Origin of the sequence: Paenibacillus harenae (assembly GCF_030812415.1) — a bacterium.
Taxonomy (GTDB): Bacteria; Bacillota; Bacilli; order Paenibacillales; family Paenibacillaceae; genus Pristimantibacillus; species Pristimantibacillus harenae_A.
In genome coordinates this window covers 1,042,447-1,068,668 of the sequence record NZ_JAUSST010000001.1, presented here as the reverse complement: position 1 = coordinate 1,068,668, position 26,222 = coordinate 1,042,447, and the positions used below count along the sequence as shown (strand labels likewise).

Below are 26,222 nucleotides of genomic sequence, written 5' to 3'. Positions count from 1 at the left end.
CTGATATAGATGAATTCTGTTCAATTGCAACAAACAACGGCAAGCATGAGCTCGATGAACGCCACGTTGTCGACTTTGCCTCCCTTGTCCCCTACCAATGATCCGTGGGATCCGATCCGATCTTTGCGCAGGCACGGTCGCCATCGCTTGACGAGCGTCGAGATGACGGTATCGAATTTATGCAATATGCGCTGCGAGCATTGCGCCGTCGGCGATACGCTGGTTATGGCCGAGCCGCAGAAGCTGCCTCTTAAGCAAATGCTGGAGAGGCTTGACGAGGTCGAGCATCTCGAGACGATCAGCATTACAGGCGGCGAGCCCTCTTTCTCCGATCGAACGGTTCGCGAGTACATGGTTCCGCTCCTTCAATACGCGCGCAGCCGCGGCGTCCGTTCCCAGATCAATTCCAACGTTACATTGCCATATAGCAGATATGAGCAGCTTGCTCCGTACCTGGACGTTATGCATATTTCCTTTAACTATACGAATGCCGACGACTTTCACCAGATCGGCTTTGCCAAGGCCGGCCATTCCGTATCCCGTGAAGCCGCGGCGAAGCTGTACGATCGGATGATCGATAACGCGCGGCGTCTGAGCGAGACAGGCGTGCTCGTATCCGCGGAATCGATGATTAATTATCGCACCTTCGATAAGATCGATGAAATTCATAGACTTATCGCGGAGATGGGCTGCAAGCGTCACGAGGTCCATCCGATGTATCCAAGCGCTTTCGCGAAGGATTTGCCTGTGATTACAAGGGAACAGATGCGCCAATCGATCGAACTGCTGCTTAGCAAGCGCGATCCGTCGATATGGATGCTGTTCGGCACGCTGCCCTTCTATCATTGCAGCGACAACAAGGAAGAGCGAAAGCTGCTTACGAGATTGGCTTCCGAGCCGAACGTTACCGTTCGGAACGATCCGGACGGGCGCAACCGGTTGAACGTGAACCTGTTCACGGGCGATGTGTTCGTGACGGACTTCTCCGATGTACCGGCCTTTGGCAATATAGCTTCATCGAAGCTCGACGAGATGTTCGACCGCTGGCTCGACCATTCGCTTGCGCGCAGCGTCGATTGCCATTGCCCGGCAGCCAGTTGCTGCGGACCGAACTTGCTCGTTAAGGATATGTACTATAAGGATACGGACTTCCATACGAAGACTGCATTATTCGATTAGCAGACAACGGCTTCGGATAGCTATCCCCGTATTCGAGAGCTAAAAGTTGAAACCCGCTCGTATACTGTCCGTATAGAGGTTCAGACATCAGGAGAGGAGGTAATATATGTCCATTAAAACGCTTGTTTTCATTGCGGTAGGGCTGCTGCTGCTGTATCTGTTATTTACAGTTGGCGCTCCTTTTCTGCTCGCGCTTATCGTCGCGATTTTCTTGGAGCCGCTTAATCAATTATTCATGACCAAATTCCGCATGAATCGGCTTGTGGCGGCGACTATATCCAGTACGATATTTTCGGTAGGGCTTATCGGTCTGATTGCGCTCCTGGGCGTCAAGATCGTCGCCGAGATTATCGCTTTTTTCAAAAAAGTGCCCAATTACTTCGAAAATGCGAACGAAATTGTACAGGACCTGATGGATCAAGCAGATTCGATCTATCAGCATTTGTCGCCCGACGCCGTATCGCAGGTCGAGAGCTGGGTGAAAGGGCTGACGGAAAACGTGACGAGCATGGTCGGCTCCTTGTCCAACACCGTCATTTCGTTCGCGTCCAGCATTCCGGGCATGTTCATCTTCTTCATCGTATTTTTGGTGGCGGTGTACATGTTCAGCTTCAGCCTCAATACGATGAAGGCTTCCGTCTTGTCGTTGTTCGAAGAGAAGTCGAGACAACAAGTCGATGACGTATTAGGCAATTTGCGCAAATCGATATTCGGCTTTCTAAGGTCGCAAATTATTTTGAGCGCGATGACGTATGTGTTATCGTTAGTTGGTTTGCTTGTACTCGGCATTAAATATCCTCTAGCAATCGCGCTATTGATTATTATTGTCGATATTTTGCCGATTCTTGGCACGGGCTCGGTTCTCGTCCCTTGGGGTACATACTTGGCCGTTACCGGCGATATCTATACGGGTATCGGACTAATCGTTCTATTCCTGGTCATTACTGTTTTCCGCCGCATCGTAGAGCCGAAAATTCTTGGCGATGCGGTAGGCATCGGTTCATTGCCGGCGCTTATCAGCTTGTACGTTGGCTTTAAGCTCGTTGGCGTGATCGGCGTGTTCATAGGCCCGCTCGTCGTCATTATCTATATGGCGGCACGCAAGGCTGGATTGTTCCAAACGAAGCTTAAGCTATGACCGGGATAAGCCTATAATCGGCATGTGTTAGGTCACCTGCCAATGTCATCGATTCGAACCGAGGCGTATACTACTGCATACCGCAATTTAGCAGGAGGCAGACGAATCCATGGCATCGATGAAAGTAGCGATTGTTACACCCGGTTCATACGCTATTCCTTCGCCTATGAGCAGTTCCGTCGAGCGAGTCATAGAGAAGTTCGCGCCGCTGCTGCTTCCGCATGCAGAACCTCGCATATACGGCAAGCTGTCGAAGAGGCTCCCTCGCAAGGGGGAGCTTCAAGGCGTTGTGTACGAGCGTTACTCCAAGTCAAGCACAAAGCATTATTTACAATCGGTAGGCAGGTCGATTAAGAGATTCGCTCCGCAGGTTATCGATGTGGAGAACCGTCCCAAATATGTGATTCCAATAAAACGTTCGAACCCAGGCAAGCTTGTCTGGCTTTATTTGCATTCCTCGACGTTCATCAGTCCGAGGCATATTACACCGCTAGGTCTGCGCCGCTGCCTGCGGGCGGCAGATCGGATCATCGTCAACAGCGAGTATTTGCGGTTTGTCGTAGCGTCGAAAGTGCCGGAAATATCAGCCAAGCTGCGCGTCATCTACCCCGGCGTAGATACGGTGCGTTTTCCATCCCAATATTCGCCCGAGGGGATGGCCCGAAGGGAAGCGCTGCGCCAAAGAGAAGGGCTTGCGGGGAGAAGCGTTGTTCTTTTCATGGGCAGGCTTATTCCGCTTAAGGGCGTCCATCATCTGCTTAGAATCGTTCCGCAGCTTGCACTCAGCAACCCTGAGCTGATGGTCGTTATCGTCGGAAGTCCGTTCTACGGCTCTCACCGCAAAACCAGGTACGCGCTTGAGCTGGAAAGGCTTGGCCGCCTAAGCGCCGGGCATGTTCGATTCGTCCCTTACGTTCCCTATTCGGAGGTGTCGGATTGGAATTTGCTTGCCGATGTCGCAGTCGTCCCGTCCGGCAAGCGCGAAGCGTTTGGACTCGTGAATGTCGAAGCAATGTCCTGCGGCGTTCCGGTTGTTGCAACGAATGTAGGTGGAATTAAGGAAATTATCGAGGATGGAAGCACCGGCTTTTTGGTCAATCCTGCACGGGTTGAGGCGGAGCTGCTCGAGAAGCTGCAATTGCTGCTAAGCAACGATGAACTTCGCTGCGATTACGGCATGCGAAGCCGGGAGCGGGTCGAGCAGATGTTTACCTGGCAGCATACGGCGGATAGGTGGCTGCATCTTCTGGAGACGGAGGGATGCAGGCGCTGACGACTAACGAGTTGTTGCGAGGGGGTTGACACTTCGCTCGCGCCCACGTTATAGTCAAACAAGGAAATCCACTAGGGGCGCCGTCATGGCTGAGATAAAGCGTTAGGCTTTGGTCCCTTTGAACCTGATCTGGGTTATGCCAGCGTAGGAAAGTGGGATTGTGCGTTTATTGCAGGCGTGTTGATCGCATCGGCGAAGGTTGCTGCTAGTTGGCTTCTTCATGCCGTTATCGATCTTATGCGCGTGACGACACATTTCAACCGCTCCTTCGCCGGGGCGGTTTATTTTTATTTATCCGTCCCTGCGAAGGAAGCAGCGTCTATATGGGCGCGGTCTAGCGGTGCCATTTACCTTATTATTTGCTGTGCGCAACCTAAGCCTCCTGGTGGAATTTCAACTATTCCTTCAGGAGGTTTTGAAATTATATGACTATTTTGACGACGCCGTTGCCAGGAAGCCGGAAAGTGTATGTGGAAGGAAACGAGCACATAAGAGTGCCTATGAGAGAGATTGCGCTTGGGGACAGCACGGGGCGAAGCGGAGAAAAGGTGCCGAACGAGCCGTTGCAGGTCTACGACGCAAGCGGGCCTTATACCGACCCGGATTACATAGCGGACATTAGAAAAGGGTTGTCGCCCGTTCGGGAGCGGTGGATAGAGGAGCGAAACGATGTTGAGCGTTATGCGGGTCGCGAGATTAAGCCGGAGGACAACGGGTTCGTATCGGAAGAGAAGGCTGAGCAGAAAGGCGCAGAGACTTTCCCGAATTTGACAGGGCAACCTTTGCGGGCAAAGGATGGACGGAATGTAACGCAGCTCCACTATGCGAGGGCAGGCATCATCACCTCGGAAATGGAATATATCGCGATTCGCGAGGGCATGAGCGCTGAGTTCGTTCGCAGCGAGGTTGCCGCGGGACGTGCCATCATACCTGCGAACATTAATCACCCGGAATGCGAGCCGATGATTATCGGCAGGCAGTTCCACGTTAAGATTAATGCCAATATCGGCAACTCTGCCGTGGCGTCCTCGATCGAGGAGGAAGTCGAGAAGATGACATGGGCAACCCGGTGGGGAGCGGACACCATTATGGATCTGTCCACGGGCAAAAACATTCACACGACTCGCGAATGGATCGTCCGCAACTCGCCGGTTCCAGTAGGTACCGTGCCGATTTATCAGGCGCTGGAGAAAGTAAACGGCAAAGCCGAGGACTTGAGCTGGGAAGTATTCCGCGACACGCTCATCGAGCAAGCGGAGCAAGGCGTCGACTACTTCACGATCCACGCGGGCGTACTGCTGCGGTACATCCCGCTTACGGCGAAGCGCGTAACCGGCATCGTCTCGCGCGGCGGCTCGATCATGGCTGCATGGTGCCTTGCGCATCATAAGGAGAACTTTCTATATACCCACTTTGAGGAAATATGCGAAATTATGAAGGCGTACGACGTATCGTTCTCGCTCGGGGACGGACTGCGTCCGGGCTCCATAGCCGATGCCAATGACGAGGCGCAGTTCGCGGAGCTGGATACGCTTGGGGAATTGACGAAGATTGCTTGGAAGCACGATGTCCAAGTGATGATCGAAGGGCCGGGACATGTGCCGATGCATCTGATCAAAGAAAATATGGATCGCCAATTGGCGGTATGCGACGAAGCGCCGTTCTATACGCTCGGGCCGCTGACGACCGATATTGCACCGGGCTATGACCATATTACATCGGCGATCGGAGCTGCGATGATCGGCTGGTTCGGCACCGCGATGCTTTGCTACGTAACGCCGAAGGAGCATCTGGGGCTTCCGAATAAGGAGGATGTGAAAGAAGGGGTCATTACGTACAAAATCGCGGCGCATGCAGCGGATTTGGCGAAGGGCCATCCGCGGGCAAAGCTGCGCGACGATGCATTGTCGAAGGCGCGCTTCGAATTCCGCTGGCGCGACCAGTTCCATCTCTCGCTCGATCCTGAACGAGCGATGGCTTATCACGACGAGACGCTGCCGGCGGATGCGGCCAAGTCGGCGCACTTCTGCTCCATGTGCGGACCGAAGTTCTGCAGCATGCGCATTACGCAGGACATTCGCGAATATGCGGCGCAAAACGGCATGGAGACGACGGAAGCGATCGAAGCGGGCATGAAGGAGAAGTCTGACGCGTTCAAAGCGGCTGGCAGCAGCATTTATGCCTAGCCATGCACGTATCGCCGATGGGAATGGCAAGACAGCAGGTGCAGACGGTGATCCAGGTATAAGCGCAACTAAAGATATGGCGATATTCCCGCCAAGTTCGTTTTGCCAGAATCGGCGAAGAGGGGCAGGCGCTAGGCCGTAATCGAATCGACCAATAAACGACCAATTCTTCCATTGAAAAAAACGATAATTTCTGATATATTGAAAACGAGAATCGTTATCATTATATCGGGGTTATTGTTTTTTTTTGCGAAAAATACGTTAATATGACTCGGAGAGTGATTATTCATTCAATTGATCATCATGTTGTCAGCTCTACAAAAGTTTACATATAGAAAGGTAGTATTCAATGTCTTCCAAGTCGCAATCCAACGAGCAGCAAGCCGTTCAGCTGCGCGCAAGACCGTTGGCGGCCACCGTTATTTTTTTCGGAGGAATAGCCGTATTGCTGTTCTTGCTTGCCCTATCCATTTCCGTAGGGGCAGCCAATATTAAGCTGTCGACCGTCTGGGAATCGGTCTTCCGCTTTGATGGCGAGAATGTGCAGCATCTTATTATTAATGAGCTCCGCATACCGCGTGCGCTTGCCGGCGCTTTGGTCGGAGCGGCGTTTGCCGTTGCCGGAGCGGTCATGCAAGGGATGACGCGCAACCCGCTCGCCGATTCGAGCTTGGTCGGCCTTAACGCCGGCGCCGGCTTGATGCTCGCGATTTGCTTTGCGTTCCTCCCGGGTCTCTCTTATTTGGAGCTCATGTTCATGTGCTTCGCCGGTGCGGCCGTCGCGCTTGGCATCGTATACGGTATCGGCTCGCTGGCCAAAGGCGGCTTGACGCCGGTCAGGCTGACGCTTGCCGGCGCTGCTGTAGGCGCTTTGCTGCTTGCCATCACCGAAGGAATCGCGATTTATTACCGAATCGGACAGGATATGGCTTTCTGGTACGCCGGAGGCGTTGCAGGTACGAAGTGGGTGCAGATCAAAATTATCGCTCCATGGATTATCGGCGGTTTGCTGGGTGCTATTGCGATTTCCAGACAGATTACGGTGCTCAGCATGGGAGATGAGGTTGCTCAAGGATTAGGCCAGCGCACGGGATGGGTCAAAGCGTTATCGATTATTATTGTGCTGCTGCTTGCCGGAGCGGCCGTATCGGCCGTTGGCGCGGTCGGCTTCGTCGGCCTCGTCATTCCGCATGTTGCGCGCATCCTCGTTGGCGTCGATTACCGATTCATTATTCCATGCTCGGCGATATTAGGCGGTCTACTTATGGTCGTAGCCGATATTGGCGCTCGAATGATTAATCCGCCCGAAGAATTACCAGTCGGTGCGATCATCGCTTTAATCGGCGTTCCCTACTTCCTATATCTTGTAACGAAGATGAGGAGGGAATAGCGAATGAACGAATTGTACATGACCGGAGCGGAGAAGAACAGAAGAAGCCGGGCCATTCTTGTCATGTCCGTGCTGGGTATTCTTATCATTGCTTCCTTTATTATCAGCATGAACACGGGTTTCATCCGATTATCGCCGCTGGATGTGCTAAAGACGGTGTTCGGAGCGGGCACGGATAAACAAGAGCTTATTTTGTTCGACTTCCGGCTGCCGCGGATCGTTATTTCGGTATTGATCGGCGCGGGCTTCGCCGTATCGGGTGCGATTATTCAAGGCATATCGCGAAATCCGCTCTCTGATCCTGGACTGCTTGGCATTAATGCCGGTGCCGGACTAGCCGTCGTGCTTTACATTAGCTTCTACCCGGTCAACGAGGCGGCTCCCTTGTTCTTCATGCCGTTCCTTGCTCTTATCGGGGCTGGGGCGACTGCGCTTCTTATCTATTCGCTCTCTTATAGAAAGCATTACGGCCTCATGCCGACCCGCATGATCTTGGTCGGTATCGCCGTTGCCGCAGGCATCAGCGCTGCGATGCTCGTCTTGACGATCAGGCTTGATCCGAACGACTATCAGTTCGTATCGATATGGCTGGCGGGCAGCATCTGGGGAACGAACTGGAAGTTCGTGCTTGCACTGTTCCCTTGGATTCTTATTTTGCTGCCTTACTCCTTCGCGAAGGCGAAGGTCCTTAACGCGCTTAACCTCGGCGACCAGCTTGCAGTCGGTCTTGGCGCCCGCGTGAACAAGGAGCGGCTATGGCTCATTGCGGCAGCTGTCGGCCTTGCCGGCTCATGTGTGGCGGTTGGCGGCGGTATCGGCTTCGTAGGATTGATCGCGCCGCATCTGGCCCGCAGACTTGTAGGGCCTCAGCATCAGTATTTGCTGCCGGCATCTGCGCTCATCGGCGCATTGCTGCTTATTGTAGCGGATACGCTTGCGAGATGGGCGTTTCAGCCTACCGATATACCGACCGGTATCGTCGTGGCGGTTATCGGCGCGCCGTACTTCCTATACCTGTTGTCCAGATCTAAATAATTTCATTTGATTCATCGCGAAACCGCAGAGACGATCCGTCTCTGCGGTTTTTTGTCGTTACCCGAGTAGCCAGCCTATAGGTAGTTGCATATATTACCTAAGACAATTCAGGTGGAAGAAGGAGAGGGCAATGGCAAAAAGCAGATCAGGGAAGAGCCCGAAGGGGCGAAAGCCGCTTTTTTATGTTGATAATCCGAATACTTCCGAATTAAAGTGGCTGGATGAGGCGGGTACACGCAAGGAAGCAGAGAAAAATTCGCCGTTCAAGCAGGTTGTTCCAGGTAATGGCTCGAGCTCGGACGAGGAGCAGGAATCCTTAAAAATAACTGCTGTCGAGGCGCCGGAGCGGGAGCCGGCTGTAGAGGAAGACGCAGCTCTTATCGATGCGTCTATAACAACGGATCCCGAAGCGGACGCCAACGATGAAGCAGGCGAGCAATTGGAAGAGCCGATTGAACAAATAAACGAAATCAGCTACGAAGAGAAGCTGGAATTAATCGAAGAGAAGAAAGAACCGGAGGGGCCAAAAGGACCGTTGCCGTTCATCTACACCGATGATTTGGTCGATCTGTCCGTTACCGAGGGCAAGCTGGCACCAGGCTCGATTAACAGCTCCAAAATTCAAGTGGGCAGCATCGGTTCCGAGCTGCTTACAGACTTCGCCATTAAAAACATTCATCTTGCCGATGGTTCGGTTACGTCTACGAAGCTGGCCCCGGAATCGGTAACAGGGACGCATCTGGTCAATAATTCGATATCCGGCGCCAAGCTGCTCGATCATTCCATTGACGGCAGCAAGCTGCAGGACGGCAGCATTAGCTCCGAGAAGCTTGCCGATCGAACGATTAGCGCGTATAAGATCGCGGATCATTCTATCGAAGCGAAGCATCTGAAGGAGCTTATTATTACAACTGAGCTGCTTGGGGATCAATCCGTCACTGCGGACAAAATCGTTAGTGGTTCCATTAAAGCAGATAACATTGCCAATGAAGCGATTAATAATTCGAAGCTTGGCGAAGGCGCGGTTACAAGTTCGAAGCTTCGCGATGGATCGGTTACAGAGGACAAAATCGCCGAGCAGGCTGTCAGTTCCGCACACCTGAAGCAAGGCAGCATCCAATCCGAGCATCTGTCCGAGGGTATAATTGAAGGCCGTCATCTCCACGAGTCTGCTATCCAATCCCAGCATATTGCCGAGGGAGCGATCGGCTCTAGAGAGCTTCAGCCTGGAGCTGTCAACTCGGAGCAAATCGCCGAGTCGGCGGTCAGTCCGACCCATTTGCAAGCTGGAGTCGTAACCAGTGGGCATATTGGGGTCGGCCAGATCAAGAGCGAGCATCTGTCCGATCAATCGGTAACGACTACTAAACTGTCCGATCAATCGGTAACGACGATGAAGATTGTCGATCAATCGATCACTTTGTCGAAGCTGTCCGATCAAAGCGTCAATGCTCAGAAGCTGTCTAATGAAGCGGTACTCAATCGCCATCTTGGACGCTTCAGTGTCACGTCGGACAAAATCGGCGAATCGCAAGTGCTTCAATCCCATCTCGCTGCAGATTCCGTCTCATCCAAGCAGATTACCTCGCAGGCGATTGCGAGAAATCATTTGCAAAACGGCATTATTAACGAAGAAAAGCTTGCAGCCAAAGCGGTTCGCTTCGGCCATATCGATACGGCTGCAGTAGGAACGGGTCAACTCCTCGACGGCTCGGTTATGACGAACAAGCTGATGGACAACGCGGTGACCTCCGCCAAGCTTGCCAGCGATGCCGTGGAGACGAGGCATCTGAACGATGATTCGGTAACGTTCCAGAAGATCGCGCCTGGCTCCCTTCGAGCCTTCCATCTATCGAAGCAGGCAGTAACCGAGGAAGCAATTGCGCCTGATTCTGTGAATGGAAGCCACTTGAAGCAAGGGGTCGTAGAGCAAACTCATCTGGCAGACCATGCCATTGCGACGGATAAGCTGCAGGACGGCTCGATTACAAGCGGCAAGCTTGCATTCGGAGCGGTAACGGAGCGTTATATCGGTCCTGGCGCCGTATTCTCGCATCACTTAGCGGACCATATCGTAAACTCGCTAAAGTTATCGCCAGAAGCGGTAACATCAGATAAGATAGCTGATCTTAACGTTACGGAAGTGAAGCTTGCGGACGGCAGCGTCACGCATTCCAAGATCGCGCCAGGGACTTTGCTGCCTGAGCATTTCACTGACGGCTCCGTGGAAGGGAAGCATATCCAGGGGGGAACGATTGGCGCCAATCACTTGCAGGGTCACTCGATTGCAGCGGAGCATCTGTCATCCAAGTCTATCTCGACAGAGGCGCTGCAGGACGGTGCCGTTACGAAGACGAAGCTGGCACCTGGAGCCATAAACAGCGGGCATATAGCGGAGGAAGCCGTAGTTAGCCGGCATTTGTCGGGCCAATCGATCTTAGGCATTCACTTAAGCGAAAACAGCGTTCATGGCTTTCATATAACGGATGGCTCGGTAACGGAATCGAAACTGGCGGCAGGCAGCGTCGGGGAATTGCATTTGAAGGCGCGTTCGGTCGGGGCGGAAGCGGTGCAAGCCGGGTCGATTACCACCGAGCACCTCGGACTTAGCGCAGTCACCTACGATAATCTCGCAGACCTGTCGGTCGGCTCAGAGCAGCTTCGTTCGCAAGCGGTTGAAGCTGAGCATTTGGCGATCGGCAGCGTAGGAACTGAGGCCCTCCAGGATGGGTCGATCGTAAGCCAGAAGCTGGCGCAAGGCGCGGTTGCGGGTGAGCATGTGCAGCTCGAGACGCTGGCCGGCAAGCATCTGAAGGCCGATACGCTGCAAGGTTACCATATACGCAAGGGAACGATTACGCAGGCTCATCTGGCCGGAGATGTGCTTGCCTTCGACAAGATGGCTGACGATTTGATACCGGGCAGCAAGATTAAGCTAGGATCGATAGGTTCGAAGCAGCTTGGGGCGGACAGCATTGGCAGCGTTCAGCTCACTGCAGGTTCTGTTATAAGCACGAAGCTAGCATTAGAAGCGGTTCATGGCGGCCATATTAAGCCGCAAGCCGTCGGTTCGGAGCAGTTGGCGGATAGCGGTGTTACGAGAGAGAAGATCGCCCCTGGAAGTGTCGGAACGGAGCAACTGGCAGCGGGAAGCGTGACTGCTCAGATACTGTCGCCAAGCAGCGTCGGAACGGATCAATTGCTGGCTGGCAGCATTGTCTCGAGTAAGCTGGCCTATGGAAGTGTCGAGGCTGACCATATCACCGCAGGCAGCATCAGAACGGAGCATCTTGCAAGCGAAAGCGTGACAACGAGCAAGCTCGCAAGTAGCAGCGTCGGAACGGAGCAGTTAAGCGAAGGCAGCGTGACGGCGGAGAAGCTGGCAGCAGGCAGCGTCGGCGAGAAACAGCTCGCGAATGACGGCGTAACGCAGGAAAAGCTGGCGTTTGGCAGCGTAGGGACGGATGAATTGCTCGCCGGCAGCGTGACGGCGGAGAAACTGGCAGTCGGCAGTGTCGGCGAGGAGCAGCTTGCGAACGGCGGCGTGTCGCGGGTGAAGCTGGCTTTAGGCAGTGTCGGAACGGAGCAGTTGTTAGACGGAAGCGCCACATCGAAGAAAATAGCGCAAGGCAGCGTAGCAACGGAGCATCTCGCAAACGGCAGCGTGACGACTAGCAAAGTTGCAAGCGGCAGTATCGGAACGGAACAATTGTCCGAAGGAAGCGTCACGGCTGAGAAGCTGGCAGCGGGCAGTGTAGGCACCGAGCAGTTGGCCGATGGCGGAGTTACGTTGAATAAGCTTGCCGCAGGCAGCGTCGGAACGGAGCAATTGCTAGCTGGCAGCGTTAATTCGAGTATACTCGCCTACGAAAGTGTAGGAGTCCAGCACATCGTGAATGGCAGTATCAGAACCGATAAGCTAGCAAACGGCAGCGTGACAACGAACAAACTTGCATACGGCAGCGTCGGACCGGAACAATTAAGCGAAAGCAGTGTAACGAATGAGAAGCTGGCGCTAGGAAGCGTAGGTACGGAGCAATTAGCGAATCGCAGCGTGACGACCGAGAAACTGGCAGCAGGCAGCGTCGGTCCAGAACAACTGTTAGAGGGTAGTATTGTATCCAGCAAGCTTGCCTACGGCAGTGTCGGAACGGAGCATATCGTACCAGACAGCATTATCGGCGCTAAGCATATCGCGGTCGGCAGTATTGGTGCGGAGCAGCTTGCGAACGGTAGCGTGACGACGAGCAAGCTGGCGCACGGGAGCGTCGGAACGGAGCATATCGTACAGGATAGCATCATCGGTGCAGAGCATATCATCGCCGGCAGCATTGGCGAGGATCAGCTCGCCGACAGCAGTGTGACGACGAGCAAGTTGGCATATGGAAGTATCGGAGCAGAGCATATTGTACCGGATAGTATTATAGGAACGAAGCATATCGTCGCTGGCAGCATTGACGCAGATCAGCTCGCAAGATTCAGTGTGACGACGAGCAAACTGGCATACAGCATCGTCGGATCGGAGCATATCGTACCGGACAGCGTCATTGGAACGGAGCATATCGTCGCCGGCAGTATTGGCGAGGATCAACTGGCAAGCGGTAGTGTGACGGCGAGCAAGCTGGCATACGGAAGTGTAGGAACCGAGCATATCGCCCCAGACAGCATCATCGGAACGGAGCATATCGCGGCCGGCAGCATTGGATCGGAGCAGCTCGCAAGAGACAGTGTCGGAGCGGTGCAACTAAGCGAAAGCAGTGTAACGAATGAAAAGCTGGCGTTTAGGAGCGTCGGAACGGAGCAATTAGCAAACTGCAGTGTGACGACGGAGAAGCTTGCGGCCGGCAGCATTGGATCGGAGCAGCTCGCGAGCGGCAGTGTCGGAACGGAACAATTAAGCGAAAGCAGTGTAACGATAGAGAAGTTGGCGTTAGGCAGCGTCGGAACAGATCAATTAACGACACACAGCGTGACGACCGAAAAGCTTGCGAACGGCAGTGTGACGATGAGCAAACTGGCAAACGGCAGCGTTGGGACGCAGCAATTGTATATAGCCAGTGTAACGTCGGAGAAGCTGTCGCCGGGAAGCGTAGGTGCCGAGCAGCTTGCTAACGGCAGCGTAACGATTAAGAAGCTGGCACTAGGCAGCGTCGGAACAGCGCAGCTGTTGTACGGCAGCGTGACGACGGATAAGATTGCGCGAGGCAGCGTGGAAACCGAGCAGTTGGCGGACGGCAGCGTTACCTTCGAGAAGTTGGCAGCCGAAAGCGTCGGAACCGAGCAGATTGCGCCAGGCAGTATTACGGCCGACAAGCTTGCTCCAGGGCTGTTATGGGATGGCGGACGCAAGGAAGCATCCCTCCAGAACACGGAGATAGCCGATCATTCTATAGGCAGTCATCACCTGCAACCGCAATCGGTCGGGCTTCCGGCACTCAGCTTCACGCCGATTGTAGCGCCAAGCAGCGCGGGCGTTTCTAAGCAACAGTTCGGTCTTGAACCATACAGCTTCTCGATCCAAGAAGAGCAGATCGAAGTTTCGATCACGTTCAACGAGCCTTTCGTTGATGACAACTATGTGCTCGTTGCGACGACGGATAATGCGGCATGTTACGCGATCATCCAAGCGAAGACCGAAGAACAAGCGATGATCACCATCGTTCGAACGCGATTCAGCCGGGTCCTCAAAGGCAATATCAACTGGATAGCGATAGGTAAGTAAACGTCGATCAATGAGAAGAGGCGGTGCAGGGAAACCTGTATCGTCTCTTTCTGTTATTGCGAGAAAGGAAAGGGCGAACGGGTAGTTGTACAAATGCCGTTGCAGACCGCTATCCCTTACATACAATAACGTGTTACCCCTATCATATAATCGAAGAATTGGAGAGAGTGCCGATGAGGCGCAAGAAAGAGCAGTCCCGTCGTCCTAAGCGCCGCCCTTACGCGAAAGGAGCAATCGCTTCCACGAAAGAAAAGTACAGGCTAGGCATGGCAAACGGCTATAAAGATGGGGCGAAGGCCGGCTTCGACAGCTACGGAAACTATTTTGACGGAACGAGCATTATTATTCCCTGCTGCAATGAAGTGGAAAACTTGAAGCGGTGCATCGACAGCATCATGGAACATACGGAATTACCCTATGAAATCATTGTTGTCGATAACGGTTCTACCGACCATACGCGTTCATATTTGAAAGGGTTGGATGGGCAAGTAAGATACATTCTCCTAGGCAGCGATGCAGGCTTCATTATGTCGGCTAACCGGGGACTTATGATGGCGAAGGGAACGACGCTGCTGCTGCTTAGCAATCGAATCATTGCGACCGAATATTGGCTGGAAAATATGTTGAATTGCTTGAATAGCGACGACTCTATCGGCATGGTCGGACCTGTATCGAATGGCTGGCAGGGCAACCAGCTCAAGGAGCTGCGATTCGAGAGTTTGGAAGATATGCAGGAGGAAGCAAGAATAAATAATGTAGTAGATGCGCGCAATAGGAAGAAGACGGAGCGGCTGTCTAAGGATTGCCTGCTGTTCAGTCGCGAGCTGCTGGAGAAAACAGGTTTCCTGGATGAAGCACTTACGCATGGCGCCTTCTGCGAGGAGGATTACAGTCTGCGGGTCAGGCTGCAAGGTTATTCGCTTCTGTGTACCGCAGAGGCCTATGTGCACTTCGCTCCCGCCGATTTAAGTTCGACGGAAGGGGCAGACGGGCAGAATGGGCTTCCTGAGGAAAGCACGCCGTCGATGCTTTATTTTATGGACAAATGGTCAAATCCGAATCGGATCAGTATTCAATACGGCGATAATTTCTCCCTCCCTCAAGAAGAGCTGGCGCTGCTTGCGAGCCTCGGTGAAGCTGCATACTATCCGCGGCAAGCGGTTGTCAAAGGTATCGGCAAAACGATCTACTGGATCGAAGATCAAATAAGACGGCCGCTTGAAGGACGTTGGGAGCGGGAAGCTGTGAGACTATCGCAGCTCGATTTGAGACGATGGACCGGCGGAGAAGCCATTTCCGCGAAGGAAGCGGCTGATCGGCTTGCTGCTGCACAGGCGGAAGCGTTGCACGGAATGATCATGCGCAGCAGCGAAGGCATACTCTATTATTTGGAATACGGCAAAAAACGCGAGGTAGCAAGTCAGGCTGCTGAAGAGGCCTGGTTATTGCAAATGTATCCGGCTGCCAGCCTGACGGAACAGCAATTAAAGGATCTGCCGTCGGCATTGCCGATTATCGCCCCTTATACGCTCCGGCAAGCACTATAGCCAACGAATGTCCATTCATCCGAAAAGCAATCGGGCGTTTAGTGGCACAGCTCCTCGGAGCGCATATGATGTAAGCAAAGTGAGTGGCCAAAGGAGAGGTGTCATGCAAAATCTAATTAGCGAAATGGTTGAGCATATGGCGCATTCGAGCGGTGAGCTGGCTCGCGTTCTTGAGGCGGAACGCTATGTCGCCGTTCGGATGTCGGATATCGTTCAAGTTATTCCCGATAAAATGCCTAGCTTTGACGGTGGAGTGACGGCAATTGTTGATAACACGCAAGCGATGGGCCAAAATCTCGTTGCCTATTTGAATAGTATTGCGGATCTGCAAGAAACGATGGCAGCACAATTATCGATACTCATTCGAGAGCTTAAAGAAGCAGAAGAAGAATGATTAGCGGGGGCGGGGCATCTATATGAATCGCGAGGAAGCTTATTTGAAAATGTTCACCTCGGCAGCCAGCATGCAGTTGAACATTGCTGTCATTCTCGAGGCTAAGGCGATGGAAGCGGAGAAGTTGCAAGCTTGGATATTGAATCATGTCGATAGCAACATCTTTGACAGCCAGCAGTCGCAACTCAATCAGTCTCTCCAATTCCATGATATGGTGCTGGAGACGATCGAAGGAATTACGAAGGTAAACCAAAGCATGGTTTCCATACTGAAGGCCATACTGGACAAAGAAGAGGCAAGCGAAGGCTTCGCAGGCATGGAGGGCGGCTTAGGGAACAATCTATCGTTCGGGGACAGAAAACAATGAGTTTACCGTTAACGGTGCAGGCGGCAAAAGCATCGCTTATCAGTTCGCTTGCGAAGAGCCAACATGCCCTTGCACGAATATTGGATAGCATAGCGAATGTTGCTGATCAATCGCCCGAAACAGCCAGGCTGCTTCGGGATAATGTTCATATGCTGACCAATATGCAGCGATCCATGGCAGAAGCGGTGTTAAGGACAGATCTGAACAATCGGGGCAAAGGCCATAATAATAAAAAAAACCAGCCGGCCAAATCTGGTACGTCGGCGGGAACTGGAACGAATAATTCTGGTAAGCTAGGAAAGTCGGGCAAGCTCTGGTCGCCTGACCGCTCAAGCCGCAGCGGAGCAAAGTCTGGCAGTTCTTCAAGGAAGGCAGGCAGACGACATGCTAAGAAATAGACGTAAGTCCACAGCTAGAAAAACGTCGAGCCTGGGCTCCTCAGCCAAGCGGACCGGTGCCGGTATGAAAGGCAGCCAAAGAAAAAAGACGCTTCTGCGCCGAAATGCCGTGCAAAGGAAGCGTCTGTCCAGCGATGACAAGGAGCTTGCAAACCAGAAGTTCTTATATAATGATGGATACAATACGGGCTTCGCCAAAGGGTTCGAGGACGGGCATCAGAAAGCTTACGAGCAGAATCTATAGCGACCAGCGGATCATGACGCCCGCTTGCGTCAAGCCGCCTCCGAATCCATACAGCAGCACTAGGTGTCCAGGCTTCACGAGACCTTCGCGTACGGCGCTATCAAGCGCAAGAGGGATCGAAGCTGCGGAGGTGTTGCCGTAATCGCCCATGCTCGTAAGCGTTCGCTCGCTTGCAATACCGGTCCTCTCGCAGATCGCTTTCACAATGCGCATATTTGCGCTATGCGGCACGAACCAGTCGATGTCGTCCGGCTGAAGGCCGTAACGTGTCAGCATTTCGGTAATGCCTTCGGACACTTGAGTGACGGCCCACTTGTACACCTCGCGTCCATTTTGCACTAAGCGGGCGTGCTGCTGGATAGGCTGACCGCCAATCAAAGGAGATAATCCGCTCAAGTAAACATGGTGGCCAAGCGAGCCGTCCGTTGAGGAATGCATGGCTGTAATGCCTTGTCCTCCTTCTGCAACTTTCTCCATCAAAAAAGCGCCAGCCCCGTCGCCGAACAGAATGCAGGTCGTTCTGTCCGTGTAGTCCGTCACCTTCGACAGGGTTTCCCCCCCGATCACTAATACTTTGCGGCACATGCCGGATAGAATCAGCCCGTTAGCCAGTTGAATGGACGAGGCAAAGCCTGCACAGGCAGCCTGTACGTCGACTGCGCCGCATCTTGCGATGCCGAACCTCGCTTGGACAAGCGAAGCGACGCCAGGCACGACGGCATCGGGTGTCGTCGTCGCGACAATAATGTAATCGACATCTTCCACGTTGACGCCATAACGTTCGATCATATCTTGAACGGCAGCTATACATAGATCGCTCGTGTATTCATGCTCGGCGGCGATTCGCCGCTCGCGGATACCCGTTCGCGGAACGATCCACTCATCGTTCGTATCAACAAGCTTCTCCAGATCGGCGTTAGTCATAATGCGTTCAGGAACATAGGAGCCGATGGCCGTTATTGCGGCGTTCGAATGGATCGAATCAGGATTCGGAAAATTCATAGCTAAACACCCCTTGCCGATTTATTGGTATCAGGTACTAATACTTGATACTAATTTATATTGCCAATGACTATTTGTCAACGGCAAGAATAGCAGAGGGATGAACTGCCTATCCTAAAAAACGGGCCAAAAGCCCGACATCATACGAATGGAGGGCGAAGCATGCGCAAAAAAATGGCAGCTTTGGCAGCTGGCGTACTGCTCGGCACGATGATGGCCGGTTGCAGCGAGTATCAAGGAGATGTAGGCAACAAAAATATACGTCCCAACAGCGTCCGATATGATGCCAACGGCAATATGATGATGGACAAGCGGTTCGCAAACGATCAAATGAACGAATCTAACCGGTTGAACGGCCGCAGATTGAACAGCAATAATGTTATTGGATCGCATCATGTGTATCGTATGGAAATGAGCGAAGGGATCGCAGAGCGAATTACGGCGATTAACCCCGTCAAATCGTCTTACGTTATGTTGACGGACGCTAATGCTTACGTTGCCGTTTCGCTTGACGAGGGTGAGCCTAAAGGGAATTCCAAGCTTATGGGCCGTACCAATTACGGTTTAACCGGGCAAGACGGCATTAGGATGAGCAAGCGGCTCAGCAGCTTGTCTACCGGAGAGGACAAGCTTACAGACGAGATAAAGGATAAGATCGCAAAAGAAGTCAAGCGGGCAAACAAGGCGGTGGAGCATGTTTACGTGTCCGCGAATCCGGACTTTGTCGGCAGGATGAACGGCTACATGAACGATGTTAGGCTCGGACATCCGATTCAAGGATTCGTAGCCGAGTTTAATGCGATGGTCGAACGTATTTTCCCGGCGGAATCCGACGACAGCAACGCATTGAACAGCCAAGGAACGAGATCTCCGTCTATGATTTACGATTAGTTGGAGCAATATGCACAGGCAGCCAAAAACCGGATGAAGGGAATATGCCTTCGCCGGTTTTTTTTCTACATTAGACGGAAGTTTTTTTATTTGACCGTGCCGTTATTATCCGATAGAGTGTAATTGTATTTTCATGTAAAAAATAGCGCTTATTTATCCTTATGAGGTGGAATATATAATGATTAGAAACCAGTCGCTGCGTGCCATTCTCTCTCTCTTTATGCTGCTGATTCTCCTGCCTATGGCAACAGGTCATGCTGCCGGCAACCTGCTCATGAATGGCGGCTTCGAACAATTGACATCGTCCAAACCGGATGCGTGGGAACAAGCGCAATATGTAGCCGAAAGCGGCGTAACTAACTACGGCATATCCGAGACCGGAACAAGTTCAGGATCCGTTTCCGTCGTCATCGAGAACAAAGAGGAGAATCATGCCCGCTGGACGCAGCGAGTAGCCGTAGAGGCAGAAAAAACGTATAAGTTCTCGGGTTACGTGAAGACGGAGGGGTTAATGCAAGACCGAACGGGGGCGCATTTCTTCGTAGATGGCGTAGCCGCGGACTACCCCAATAAAACCGAAACGGGCGGCCAATGGGCATATTTGGAGTTCTACGGCAAGACCGGCAAAGGCCAGAAAGAAATTACGTTCGGCGCAAGCCTCGGAGGTTATGGCAGTCTGAATGCCGGCAAAGCTTATTTTGACGATGCAAGCATCGAGATGGTTAACGAAGTCCCAGAAGGAGCGCAAGTGTTCAATCTGCTGGCCACAACGCCGGCTGAGCCGGACGATGGCGCGGGGGCGGAGCATCATGTATCCATTATTCCGATCTTGATCTATTCGTTATTGTTCACCCTGCTGTTTATTTTCATTTACAAAACCGTATTCCGTTCTGACAAGCTGAAGCTTACGGGGAATTCACCTTACATACTGCTGTGGCTACTGCTGATCGCAGCTTTCGCGCTCCGTGCGGCTATAGCCGTATCGACAGGCGGTTATGCGACCGATATTGCGCTGTTCGTCGCTTGGGCGGACCATGCCGTATCCCAAGGCTTATCCGGATTCTACAACTCGGGCGTATTCGTCGATTATCCGCCAGGATATATTTATGTATTGTATGTGCTGGGTTCGCTTAAGTCAGCCCTCGGCATTCAAGCCGGGACAGATGCGGCGCTTCTATTGTTCAAGATGCCTGCGATTGTCGCCGATTTAGGCGCTGCTTACTTTATCTTTCATATCGCCGGGAAGAAGCTCAGCCCGGCTTTCGCGCTAGGTCTCGCTATTCTGTACGCGTTCAATCCGGCCGTTATCGTCGATTCTGCCGCTTGGGGACAAGTCGATTCGATCTTCACGCTTGTACTCGTGCTCTCCTTCTATAATCTAGCCGATAGCAAAATCGAGCGTGCGTCCGTTTGGTTCGCGATAGCGGCGCTTATTAAGCCGCAGGCATTCATCTTCATGCCCGTGCTGCTGCTTTACTTCCTCCATCGCAAAGCGTGGAGGCAAATACCGGTCAGCGCTTTCTTCGGCTTCGCTACATTCGGCTTGCTTGCGCTCCCTTACTTTTGGGGCAACGGGGGTTTAAGCGCGCTTTTGAACTTGTATTCAGGCACGTTATCGTCCTATCCCTACGCATCGCTTAATGCATTCAACTTTTATACGCTTATCGGGGCGAACTGGAAAGGGCTTGACCAGCAATGGCTGCTGCTTACGTTCAAGGCATGGGGCAATCTGTTCATTGTCGCAGCCGTTGCCCTGGCCGTATATTTCTCATTCAGAAAGAAGAAGGATGGCCGGGAGACGTCCGATAACTCCTTCTATCTCGCCGGGCTACTTATAACGGTCGTATTTATGCTTGTGACGAAGATGCATGAACGCTATTTGTTTCCGGTACTGCTCCTTAGCGTCGTTTCGTTCATGCAGACGCTAGATCGCAGAATGCTTTATCTATTCTTCGGCTTCAGTCTGACCAGCTTTATCAATGTCGCATATGTGCTCGATTACAGCAAAGCGGGCTCTTTTGTACCGATGAACGGAATCCTTATGCTTACTTCCATGGCCAATGTAGGATTGCTGCTATATATGCTTTATATCGGATATGATATGTACAAGAGGGGAAGAACGGTCGTTATTGCCCCGTTCACCGAAGCGGAGGCGCAGGCTTCCGATTATGCTGCAGTAGCCGAATTCAAGCCATTTTCCGCAGGTGAAGGCAGGGGGCGCAAGAAGACTGCTCCGCTTGCGAGGCTGGATTGGATCTGGATGGGAGCCATTACGCTAATCTACGCTGTTGTGGCGTTGTTCCATCTGGGTTCGCTTAACGGTCCCGTATCGGCATGGCAGCCGAATTCTTCGGGGCAGAGCTTCTATGTCGACCTCGGAGAGAGCAAGCAGCTTACGATGATCAACAGTTTCGGAGGCGCAGGGACTGGGAAATACAAATACGAATTCAGCGATACGGCAGATGAGTGGAGCGGCGCTGTAGAGGTCGAGAGCAGCCATGTGGCCGTGTTCAAATGGAACAGCCAGCAGGTCGATGCGAAAGCACGGTACGTTCGTCTTACGGCCGTAAGCACCGGATTCTCCATGCATGAGCTCGCCTTCTTCGAGCAAGGCAGCGATCAGCCGCTTCCTATAGCGGCTATCCATGCGGACGAAGCAGAGAAGGCGAAGCGCGGCAGCGTACAACAGCTGTTCGACGAGCAGGGCAAAGTGAAGGTGAAGGAAAACTTCATGAACAGCTCTTACTTCGACGAGATTTATCATGCGAGAACCGCCTATGAGCATCTGGAGAATATCGTTGCCTACGAGAATACGCATCCGCCGCTTGGCAAGCTCATTATCGCGATCGGCATTAAGCTGTTCGGCTTGAATACGTTCGGCTGGCGTATAGCCGGCACAGTCGTAGGCATCGGGATGGTGCCGCTCATCTATATGATGGCAAGGAGCCTACTCGGCAGAACGAGCTATGCGGTGACGGCTTCGATATTGCTGGCAGCCGATTTCATGCACTTCGCTCAGACGCGAATAGCGACGATCGACGTATATGGCGTTTTCTTCATTATGCTGATGTTCTATTTCATGCATCGATACAGCTCGCTCAGCTTCTATAAGGAAAAGCTGCAAACGACACTGCTGCCGTTATTCCTGGCAGGGTTGTTCTTCGGCATCGGCGTCGCTTCCAAATGGATCGTTTTGTACGGAGGCATCGGTCTTGCGGTCATGCTTGCGCTGTCGCTGTACGACCGGTATAGACAATATGCTTCTGCCAAGCGGCTGCTTGCAGCGAATCGGACGGAAGATCTGGATAAGGAGCAGCTGACGGCAATCGTGAAGGTGTTCCCGAAATATACGATCATGACGCTCGCAAGCTGCATCGTGTTCTACGCAGCCGTTCCGCTCCTTATTTACGGCTTAAGCTACATTCCGGTGCTTAGCGTTATGGACAAAGGGTATACGATCCAGAGCTTTATCGATTATCAGAAAAACATGTTCAGCTACCATAGCAACTTAGTATCCACGCATCCATTCTCCTCATCCTGGTGGGAATGGCCGTTCATGAAGCGGCCGGTCTGGTATTACTCGGGCGACGACGTGCCTGAGGGGATGGCGTCTACCATCGTTGCGCTTGGTAACCCGCTTATATGGTGGACCGGCATCTTCGCGATGGCCGGGGCGTTCTGGTTAAGCATTAAGCGCGGCGACCGATCCGCATTCATGATTTGGATCGCCTTCCTGGCGCAGTATGTACCTTGGATGCTCGTTACGAGGCTGACATTCTTGTATCATTATTTTGCAATGGTACCGTTCATTATCTTAAGCATCGTTTATGTCTTTAAAGCTATAGAGGAGAAAAAACCAAGTTTCAGCCGGATCAGAGTTCTATTCGCTGCCGTGTCCGTTGCGTTATTCATCCTGTTCTATCCGGCATTATCCGGCATGACCGTAAGCAGCGAATACGTTCGGCACTGGCTGCGCTGGTTCGGCAGCTGGGCATTCTAGAGCATTGCAAGAACCTTATATCGAACAGTGGGGAGGCGAGTGAATGAAAGCCGCAAAGGTCAAATACAGCATTATTGTGCCGATGTACAATGAAGAGGAAGTGATCGAGCACACGTACGATCGGCTGAAGCAGGTGATGGACGGTACGAACGAAACCTATGAGCTCATCTTCGTTAATGACGGCAGCCGCGATCGAACGGTCGAGCTCATTAGCATGATAAGCGAGTTCGATTCCAACGTTCGCCTTATCGATTTCTCTCGGAACTTCGGTCATCAGATTGCGATCTCGGCGGGAATGGATTATGCGCAGGGAGACGCGATTGTCGTCATCGACGCCGACCTTCAAGATCCGCCGGAGGTCATTCTCGATATGATCGCCAAGTGGAAGGAAGGTTATGAGGTCGTTTACGGCAAACGGTTGAAGCGCAAAGGGGAGACCGTATTCAAGAAAGTAACGGCTAAAGTGTTTTACCGGATATTGCGCAGCATGACGAGCTTCGATATTCCGATCGATACGGGCGACTTCCGGTTGATTGACCGCAAAGTATGTGATGTCCTGCGAGGATTGAAGGAAAAGAACCGCTTCGTGCGCGGTCTTGTCAGCTGGATCGGTTTCCGGCAAACGATGGTCGAATACGTTCGCGAGGAACGATTCGCCGGCGAGACCAAATATCCGCTTAAGAAGATGATCGGCTTCGCACTGGACGGCATTACGTCCTTCTCCTACAAACCGCTTAAGATTGCGACTTATGTCGGCTTTACGTTATCGATCGGCAGCTTCCTGTACCTGCTCGTCGTCGTATTCCAGAAGCTGTTCTCGGGATTCCCTGTACAGGGTTGGGCGTCGATCGTCGCCGTCAACTTGCTGTTTAACGGTATAATTCTTATGATTCTAGGTGTAATTGGCGAATATATCGGCCGAATCTATGACGAATCCAAAGGACGTCCTTTATATATTGTTCGCGAAGTGCAGGGCTACCCGGATAAAAACGAAGCGGAAGACGAAGCAGCAGACTCAAGAGATCGGGACAGGAACAAACAGTATGTCTAGCAACGGCCGCAGCCGGAAGGCGCTAGCCATTCAATTCATGAAATTTAATGCCGTGGGACTGCTGAATACGGCAATCGATATGATTCTATATACGCTGCTCGTTTGGCTGGGCGTTCACTTTGCGATCGCCCAAGTGTTGTCCTACGGCGCAGGGATGGCGAACAGCTACGTATTGAACAGCAAATTTACGTTCGGAGGAACGGGAACTTCCTCTACATCCGACAAGTCTGGAAGCTTACGGATGGGGGCACGCTTCGTCGTTTGGAACGGTGTTATACTAGCGGTCTCCATTCTATTCCTGACGCTGATGACGACGCTTGCGGGGATGAATGAGCTATACGCGAAGCTGATTGCAACGGCGGTCACGGTAGTCATTAATTTCTACGGCAGCAAACGCTGGGTGTTCGCAGGCGCTCGTGCCAACTGATGTGGGAAGTTTTTTGAAAAAAGAGGTGATTTAATGAGGAAAGCATTGTCTTATACGTTAGTCGTCATCGGCTTATTGGTGCTGCTCTACCCGAAGGCCAGCGAATGGTATGAAGCGAGGCAGCAGGAGCAGCTGATGGCGGAATGGGAGGATGCGAGCTTCGACCAGACGGCAGAGGATGAAGCGCAGGCGCAGTATGAGGATCTGACAAACTTGTTCGGCGAGGAGCCGGGCAATTCAGTAGAGGCGGCGGTCGATACGGCTGATCTGACGACCGAGGCGCCGCCGGCATCGATAGTACCGTCCGAGACGCCGAAGCCGGAAGCGCCGAAGCTGCAGACGATCGCCACGATCAAGATTCCGAGCATAAAGCTGAAGCTTCCGGTCGTAGAAGGCGCAACGCAGAAAAATATGAAATATGCGGCCGCTCATCTGAAGGAAACGGCTCAAGTAGGGCAAGTCGGCAATGCCGCGATCGCCGCGCATCGTATGCGGGCCAAGGGCAAGCTGTTTAACCGGCTAGGGGAAGTAAAGGTCGGAGACAAAATCACGATCGAGACGAAGGACGAGACGTTCACTTACACGGTTTATGATGTGTCGATTGTAGAGCCTACCGACGTATCCGTCTTGAACTACAACGACAAGGACAAGATGCTGACGCTGATCACTTGCGATCCGATCGTGAAGCCTACCCATCGCTTGATCGTTCATGCGAAGCTATAAGCTAGATTCGCAAAGATAGACTTTTAGCAGGGATTCATATGATCCAAGACAAACATATATTATAGGAAGAGAGGAGAGATTAGCAAAAATGAACGAGTATCGACTGTCTTCCTATCGTATAGTGGGTATTGAATGATTATTGGGACGGTCTCAACAGCCCGTGATTTGCCATGTACCATCGTCATGGCAAGGTCGGTCAAGGAACATATGCCGGGTACTAGAATCGTTGTTGGCGTTATGGAAGATACTTTGCCTGACGACCTATGGAAGTGCTCTTATTTCGATGAGGTTATTCAGCTGAATAACGTTTTGCGTTTCCCGAATCTATCGAAATTTTGGTTTCAGTATGACGAGCAGGAAGCGAAAAACGCATGCAAAGCCCCGCTTATGAGCTATATTTACGATAAGTATGTTGATGAGCAGTCGTTCGTTTATTTGGAGTCAAATACGAAGGTGTTCTCTCCGCTTACCGAGCTTGCCGCAATCTCTCAGCGCCATCCGATTATAATAGCCGGCTGCCAGACGAATTCCGATTTTATGGAATGGGATTGGCGAATGGAAGCGGGCAAAGCAAACGTCTATAGCACGGGCATGCTGGCTTTATCGAGACATTCGGAAGCGAGACGCTTTCTAACCTGGTGGGCGAAAATATCCGAGCGCCATTCAGGCAACGAATTCTCGTATATGGATCTAACCCCGATCTACTTTGACGACGTTTATACGCTGCGGCATCCCGGTTACGGCATTGAGCATCGCAATTTGGTAGAGAGATGGAACATTGCCCAGCCAAGAGCCGGTTCCTATACGGTTAACGGCAATCCGCTTCGCTGTATCCATTTTACTCCCGAGCTTGCTTCGGCCGCTAACTGGCTGGCTGAGAACAAATCCCAGCTTTACAGTCAAATCTATCAACGTTACTCGTTAGAAGTAACGAATGCTGCTAAGAGCGCCGCGACCGCGAAGCCTTGGAGCTACGGCAGCTTTGCAAGCGGAGAGCTTATCGCGAAAGCGGCCAAGCAAGCGTTCCGCGACAACTACTACGATAATCCGGCCATCGAGAATCCTTTCCGGCTTAGCAACGCCTTCTTCCATATCGAAGAATCACCCCACCACAGGCCGTCATCCATTCCGGATGATCCGCCTTCACCGCGCAAGCCGGCTAGAAAGAAAAACCGGCTCAAGGCAGGCAGTCGAAAAACCGCTTCCTCCTTCAAGAGAAGGACATCAAAGTCGCTCGTATATACGCGCTAACTAG

At 52.4% G+C, this 26,222-nt stretch carries 19 protein-coding genes and 1 riboswitch; of the genes, 18 read left to right on the top strand and 1 reads right to left on the bottom strand.

Annotated features, from left to right (window positions below):
* The first annotated feature begins 45 nt into the window (after nt 1–45).
* The 12 genes from yfkAB (at nt 46) to J2T14_RS04945 (ending at nt 16,873) form a co-directional block, all read left to right on the top strand.
* Nucleotides 46–1,179, top strand: coding sequence for a radical SAM/CxCxxxxC motif protein YfkAB (gene yfkAB, locus J2T14_RS05000; RefSeq protein ID WP_307468599.1), 1,134 nt, complete (start codon nt 46–48; stop codon nt 1,177–1,179).
* Nucleotides 1,180–1,285: 106 nt separating this feature from the next.
* The gene (gene ytvI, locus J2T14_RS04995) at nt 1,286–2,317 is read left to right on the top strand and encodes a sporulation integral membrane protein YtvI (protein ID WP_307205747.1); all 1,032 of its coding nucleotides are present in this window, start codon (nt 1,286–1,288) and stop codon (nt 2,315–2,317) included.
* A 109-nt stretch (nt 2,318–2,426) separates the two neighbouring features.
* Nucleotides 2,427–3,590, top strand: coding sequence for a glycosyltransferase family 4 protein (locus tag J2T14_RS04990; protein WP_307468434.1), 1,164 nt, complete (start codon nt 2,427–2,429; stop codon nt 3,588–3,590).
* 63 nt (nt 3,591–3,653) lie between these two features.
* Nucleotides 3,654–3,758: riboswitch (TPP riboswitch) on the top strand.
* 257 nt (nt 3,759–4,015) lie between these two features.
* Nucleotides 4,016–5,776 carry a phosphomethylpyrimidine synthase ThiC gene (gene thiC / locus J2T14_RS04985; protein ID WP_307468431.1) on the top strand — a complete coding sequence of 587 codons (1,761 nt, stop codon included), beginning with the start codon at nt 4,016–4,018 and terminating at the stop codon, nt 5,774–5,776.
* 349 nt (nt 5,777–6,125) lie between these two features.
* On the top strand, nt 6,126–7,166 hold the full coding sequence (locus J2T14_RS04980) for a FecCD family ABC transporter permease (protein ID WP_307468428.1): 1,041 nt from the start codon (nt 6,126–6,128) through the stop codon (nt 7,164–7,166).
* 3 nt (nt 7,167–7,169) lie between these two features.
* Nucleotides 7,170–8,201, top strand: a complete 1,032-nt coding sequence (locus J2T14_RS04975; RefSeq protein ID WP_307468425.1) for a FecCD family ABC transporter permease — start codon at nt 7,170–7,172, stop codon at nt 8,199–8,201.
* A gap of 130 nt (nt 8,202–8,331) precedes the next feature.
* Entirely contained in the window at nt 8,332–13,923 is a 5,592-nt protein-coding gene (locus J2T14_RS04970; RefSeq protein WP_307468422.1) for a WIAG-tail domain, read from the top strand.
* A gap of 173 nt (nt 13,924–14,096) precedes the next feature.
* A complete protein-coding gene (locus tag J2T14_RS04965; protein ID WP_307468420.1) occupies nt 14,097–15,470 on the top strand; it encodes a glycosyltransferase family 2 protein in 1,374 nt (457 codons plus the stop codon).
* Between the two features lie 103 nt (nt 15,471–15,573).
* Nucleotides 15,574–15,864: a nucleoside-diphosphate sugar epimerase gene (locus J2T14_RS04960; RefSeq protein ID WP_307205740.1), complete on the top strand. Its 291-nt coding sequence runs from the start codon at nt 15,574–15,576 to the stop codon at nt 15,862–15,864.
* Nucleotides 15,865–15,886: 22 nt separating this feature from the next.
* Nucleotides 15,887–16,231, top strand: a complete 345-nt coding sequence (locus J2T14_RS04955; protein WP_307468418.1) for a restriction endonuclease subunit S — start codon at nt 15,887–15,889, stop codon at nt 16,229–16,231.
* Nucleotides 16,228–16,629, top strand: coding sequence for a hypothetical protein (locus J2T14_RS04950; RefSeq protein WP_307468415.1), 402 nt, complete (start codon nt 16,228–16,230; stop codon nt 16,627–16,629). The genes J2T14_RS04955 and J2T14_RS04950 overlap by 4 nt, the downstream gene beginning before the upstream one ends.
* Nucleotides 16,616–16,873: a hypothetical protein gene (locus J2T14_RS04945; RefSeq protein ID WP_307468412.1), complete on the top strand. Its 258-nt coding sequence runs from the start codon at nt 16,616–16,618 to the stop codon at nt 16,871–16,873. The genes J2T14_RS04950 and J2T14_RS04945 overlap by 14 nt, the downstream gene beginning before the upstream one ends.
* Here the strand turns inward: J2T14_RS04945 and J2T14_RS04940 are convergent.
* Nucleotides 16,868–17,875, bottom strand: a complete 1,008-nt coding sequence (locus tag J2T14_RS04940) for a ketoacyl-ACP synthase III (protein ID WP_307468409.1) — start codon at nt 17,873–17,875, stop codon at nt 16,868–16,870. The genes J2T14_RS04945 and J2T14_RS04940 overlap by 6 nt on opposite strands.
* A 162-nt stretch (nt 17,876–18,037) precedes the next feature.
* Here J2T14_RS04940 and J2T14_RS04935 point away from each other — a divergent pair, with 162 nt between their 5' ends.
* From J2T14_RS04935 to J2T14_RS04910, 6 genes are all read left to right on the top strand, one after another.
* The gene (locus J2T14_RS04935) at nt 18,038–18,766 is read left to right on the top strand and encodes a YhcN/YlaJ family sporulation lipoprotein (protein WP_307468405.1); all 729 of its coding nucleotides are present in this window, start codon (nt 18,038–18,040) and stop codon (nt 18,764–18,766) included.
* 178 nt (nt 18,767–18,944) lie between these two features.
* Nucleotides 18,945–22,766 (top strand): glycosyltransferase family 39 protein, encoded by a 3,822-nt coding sequence (locus tag J2T14_RS04930; protein WP_307468402.1) that lies wholly within the window; start codon nt 18,945–18,947, stop codon nt 22,764–22,766.
* Nucleotides 22,767–22,809: 43 nt separating this feature from the next.
* Nucleotides 22,810–23,817 (top strand): glycosyltransferase family 2 protein, encoded by a 1,008-nt coding sequence (locus J2T14_RS04925; RefSeq protein ID WP_307205732.1) that lies wholly within the window; start codon nt 22,810–22,812, stop codon nt 23,815–23,817.
* The gene (locus tag J2T14_RS04920) at nt 23,810–24,244 is read left to right on the top strand and encodes a GtrA family protein (protein ID WP_307468399.1); all 435 of its coding nucleotides are present in this window, start codon (nt 23,810–23,812) and stop codon (nt 24,242–24,244) included. Before J2T14_RS04925 ends, J2T14_RS04920 begins: the two co-directional genes overlap by 8 nt.
* A 33-nt stretch (nt 24,245–24,277) precedes the next feature.
* Nucleotides 24,278–24,967: a class D sortase gene (locus tag J2T14_RS04915; RefSeq protein ID WP_307205730.1), complete on the top strand. Its 690-nt coding sequence runs from the start codon at nt 24,278–24,280 to the stop codon at nt 24,965–24,967.
* A 132-nt stretch (nt 24,968–25,099) separates the two neighbouring features.
* Complete coding sequence (locus tag J2T14_RS04910) at nt 25,100–26,218, top strand: hypothetical protein (protein ID WP_307468397.1); 1,119 nt, start codon at nt 25,100–25,102, stop codon at nt 26,216–26,218.
* Nucleotides 26,219–26,222 lie beyond the last annotated feature (4 nt).

Coding starts and splice junctions, on each gene's coding strand:
- yfkAB (WP_307468599.1), top strand. CDS start 46: ATGAGCTCGATGAACGCCACGTTGTCGACTTTGCCTCCCTTGTCCCCT.
- ytvI (WP_307205747.1), top strand. CDS start 1,286: ATGTCCATTAAAACGCTTGTTTTCATTGCGGTAGGGCTGCTGCTGCTG.
- J2T14_RS04990 (WP_307468434.1), top strand. CDS start 2,427: ATGGCATCGATGAAAGTAGCGATTGTTACACCCGGTTCATACGCTATT.
- thiC (WP_307468431.1), top strand. CDS start 4,016: ATGACTATTTTGACGACGCCGTTGCCAGGAAGCCGGAAAGTGTATGTG.
- J2T14_RS04980 (WP_307468428.1), top strand. CDS start 6,126: ATGTCTTCCAAGTCGCAATCCAACGAGCAGCAAGCCGTTCAGCTGCGC.
- J2T14_RS04975 (WP_307468425.1), top strand. CDS start 7,170: ATGAACGAATTGTACATGACCGGAGCGGAGAAGAACAGAAGAAGCCGG.
- J2T14_RS04970 (WP_307468422.1), top strand. CDS start 8,332: ATGGCAAAAAGCAGATCAGGGAAGAGCCCGAAGGGGCGAAAGCCGCTT.
- J2T14_RS04965 (WP_307468420.1), top strand. CDS start 14,097: ATGAGGCGCAAGAAAGAGCAGTCCCGTCGTCCTAAGCGCCGCCCTTAC.
- J2T14_RS04960 (WP_307205740.1), top strand. CDS start 15,574: ATGCAAAATCTAATTAGCGAAATGGTTGAGCATATGGCGCATTCGAGC.
- J2T14_RS04955 (WP_307468418.1), top strand. CDS start 15,887: ATGAATCGCGAGGAAGCTTATTTGAAAATGTTCACCTCGGCAGCCAGC.
- J2T14_RS04950 (WP_307468415.1), top strand. CDS start 16,228: ATGAGTTTACCGTTAACGGTGCAGGCGGCAAAAGCATCGCTTATCAGT.
- J2T14_RS04945 (WP_307468412.1), top strand. CDS start 16,616: ATGCTAAGAAATAGACGTAAGTCCACAGCTAGAAAAACGTCGAGCCTG.
- J2T14_RS04940 (WP_307468409.1), bottom strand. CDS start 17,875: ATGAATTTTCCGAATCCTGATTCGATCCATTCGAACGCCGCAATAACG.
- J2T14_RS04935 (WP_307468405.1), top strand. CDS start 18,038: ATGCGCAAAAAAATGGCAGCTTTGGCAGCTGGCGTACTGCTCGGCACG.
- J2T14_RS04930 (WP_307468402.1), top strand. CDS start 18,945: ATGATTAGAAACCAGTCGCTGCGTGCCATTCTCTCTCTCTTTATGCTG.
- J2T14_RS04925 (WP_307205732.1), top strand. CDS start 22,810: ATGAAAGCCGCAAAGGTCAAATACAGCATTATTGTGCCGATGTACAAT.
- J2T14_RS04920 (WP_307468399.1), top strand. CDS start 23,810: ATGTCTAGCAACGGCCGCAGCCGGAAGGCGCTAGCCATTCAATTCATG.
- J2T14_RS04915 (WP_307205730.1), top strand. CDS start 24,278: ATGAGGAAAGCATTGTCTTATACGTTAGTCGTCATCGGCTTATTGGTG.
- J2T14_RS04910 (WP_307468397.1), top strand. CDS start 25,100: ATGATTATTGGGACGGTCTCAACAGCCCGTGATTTGCCATGTACCATC.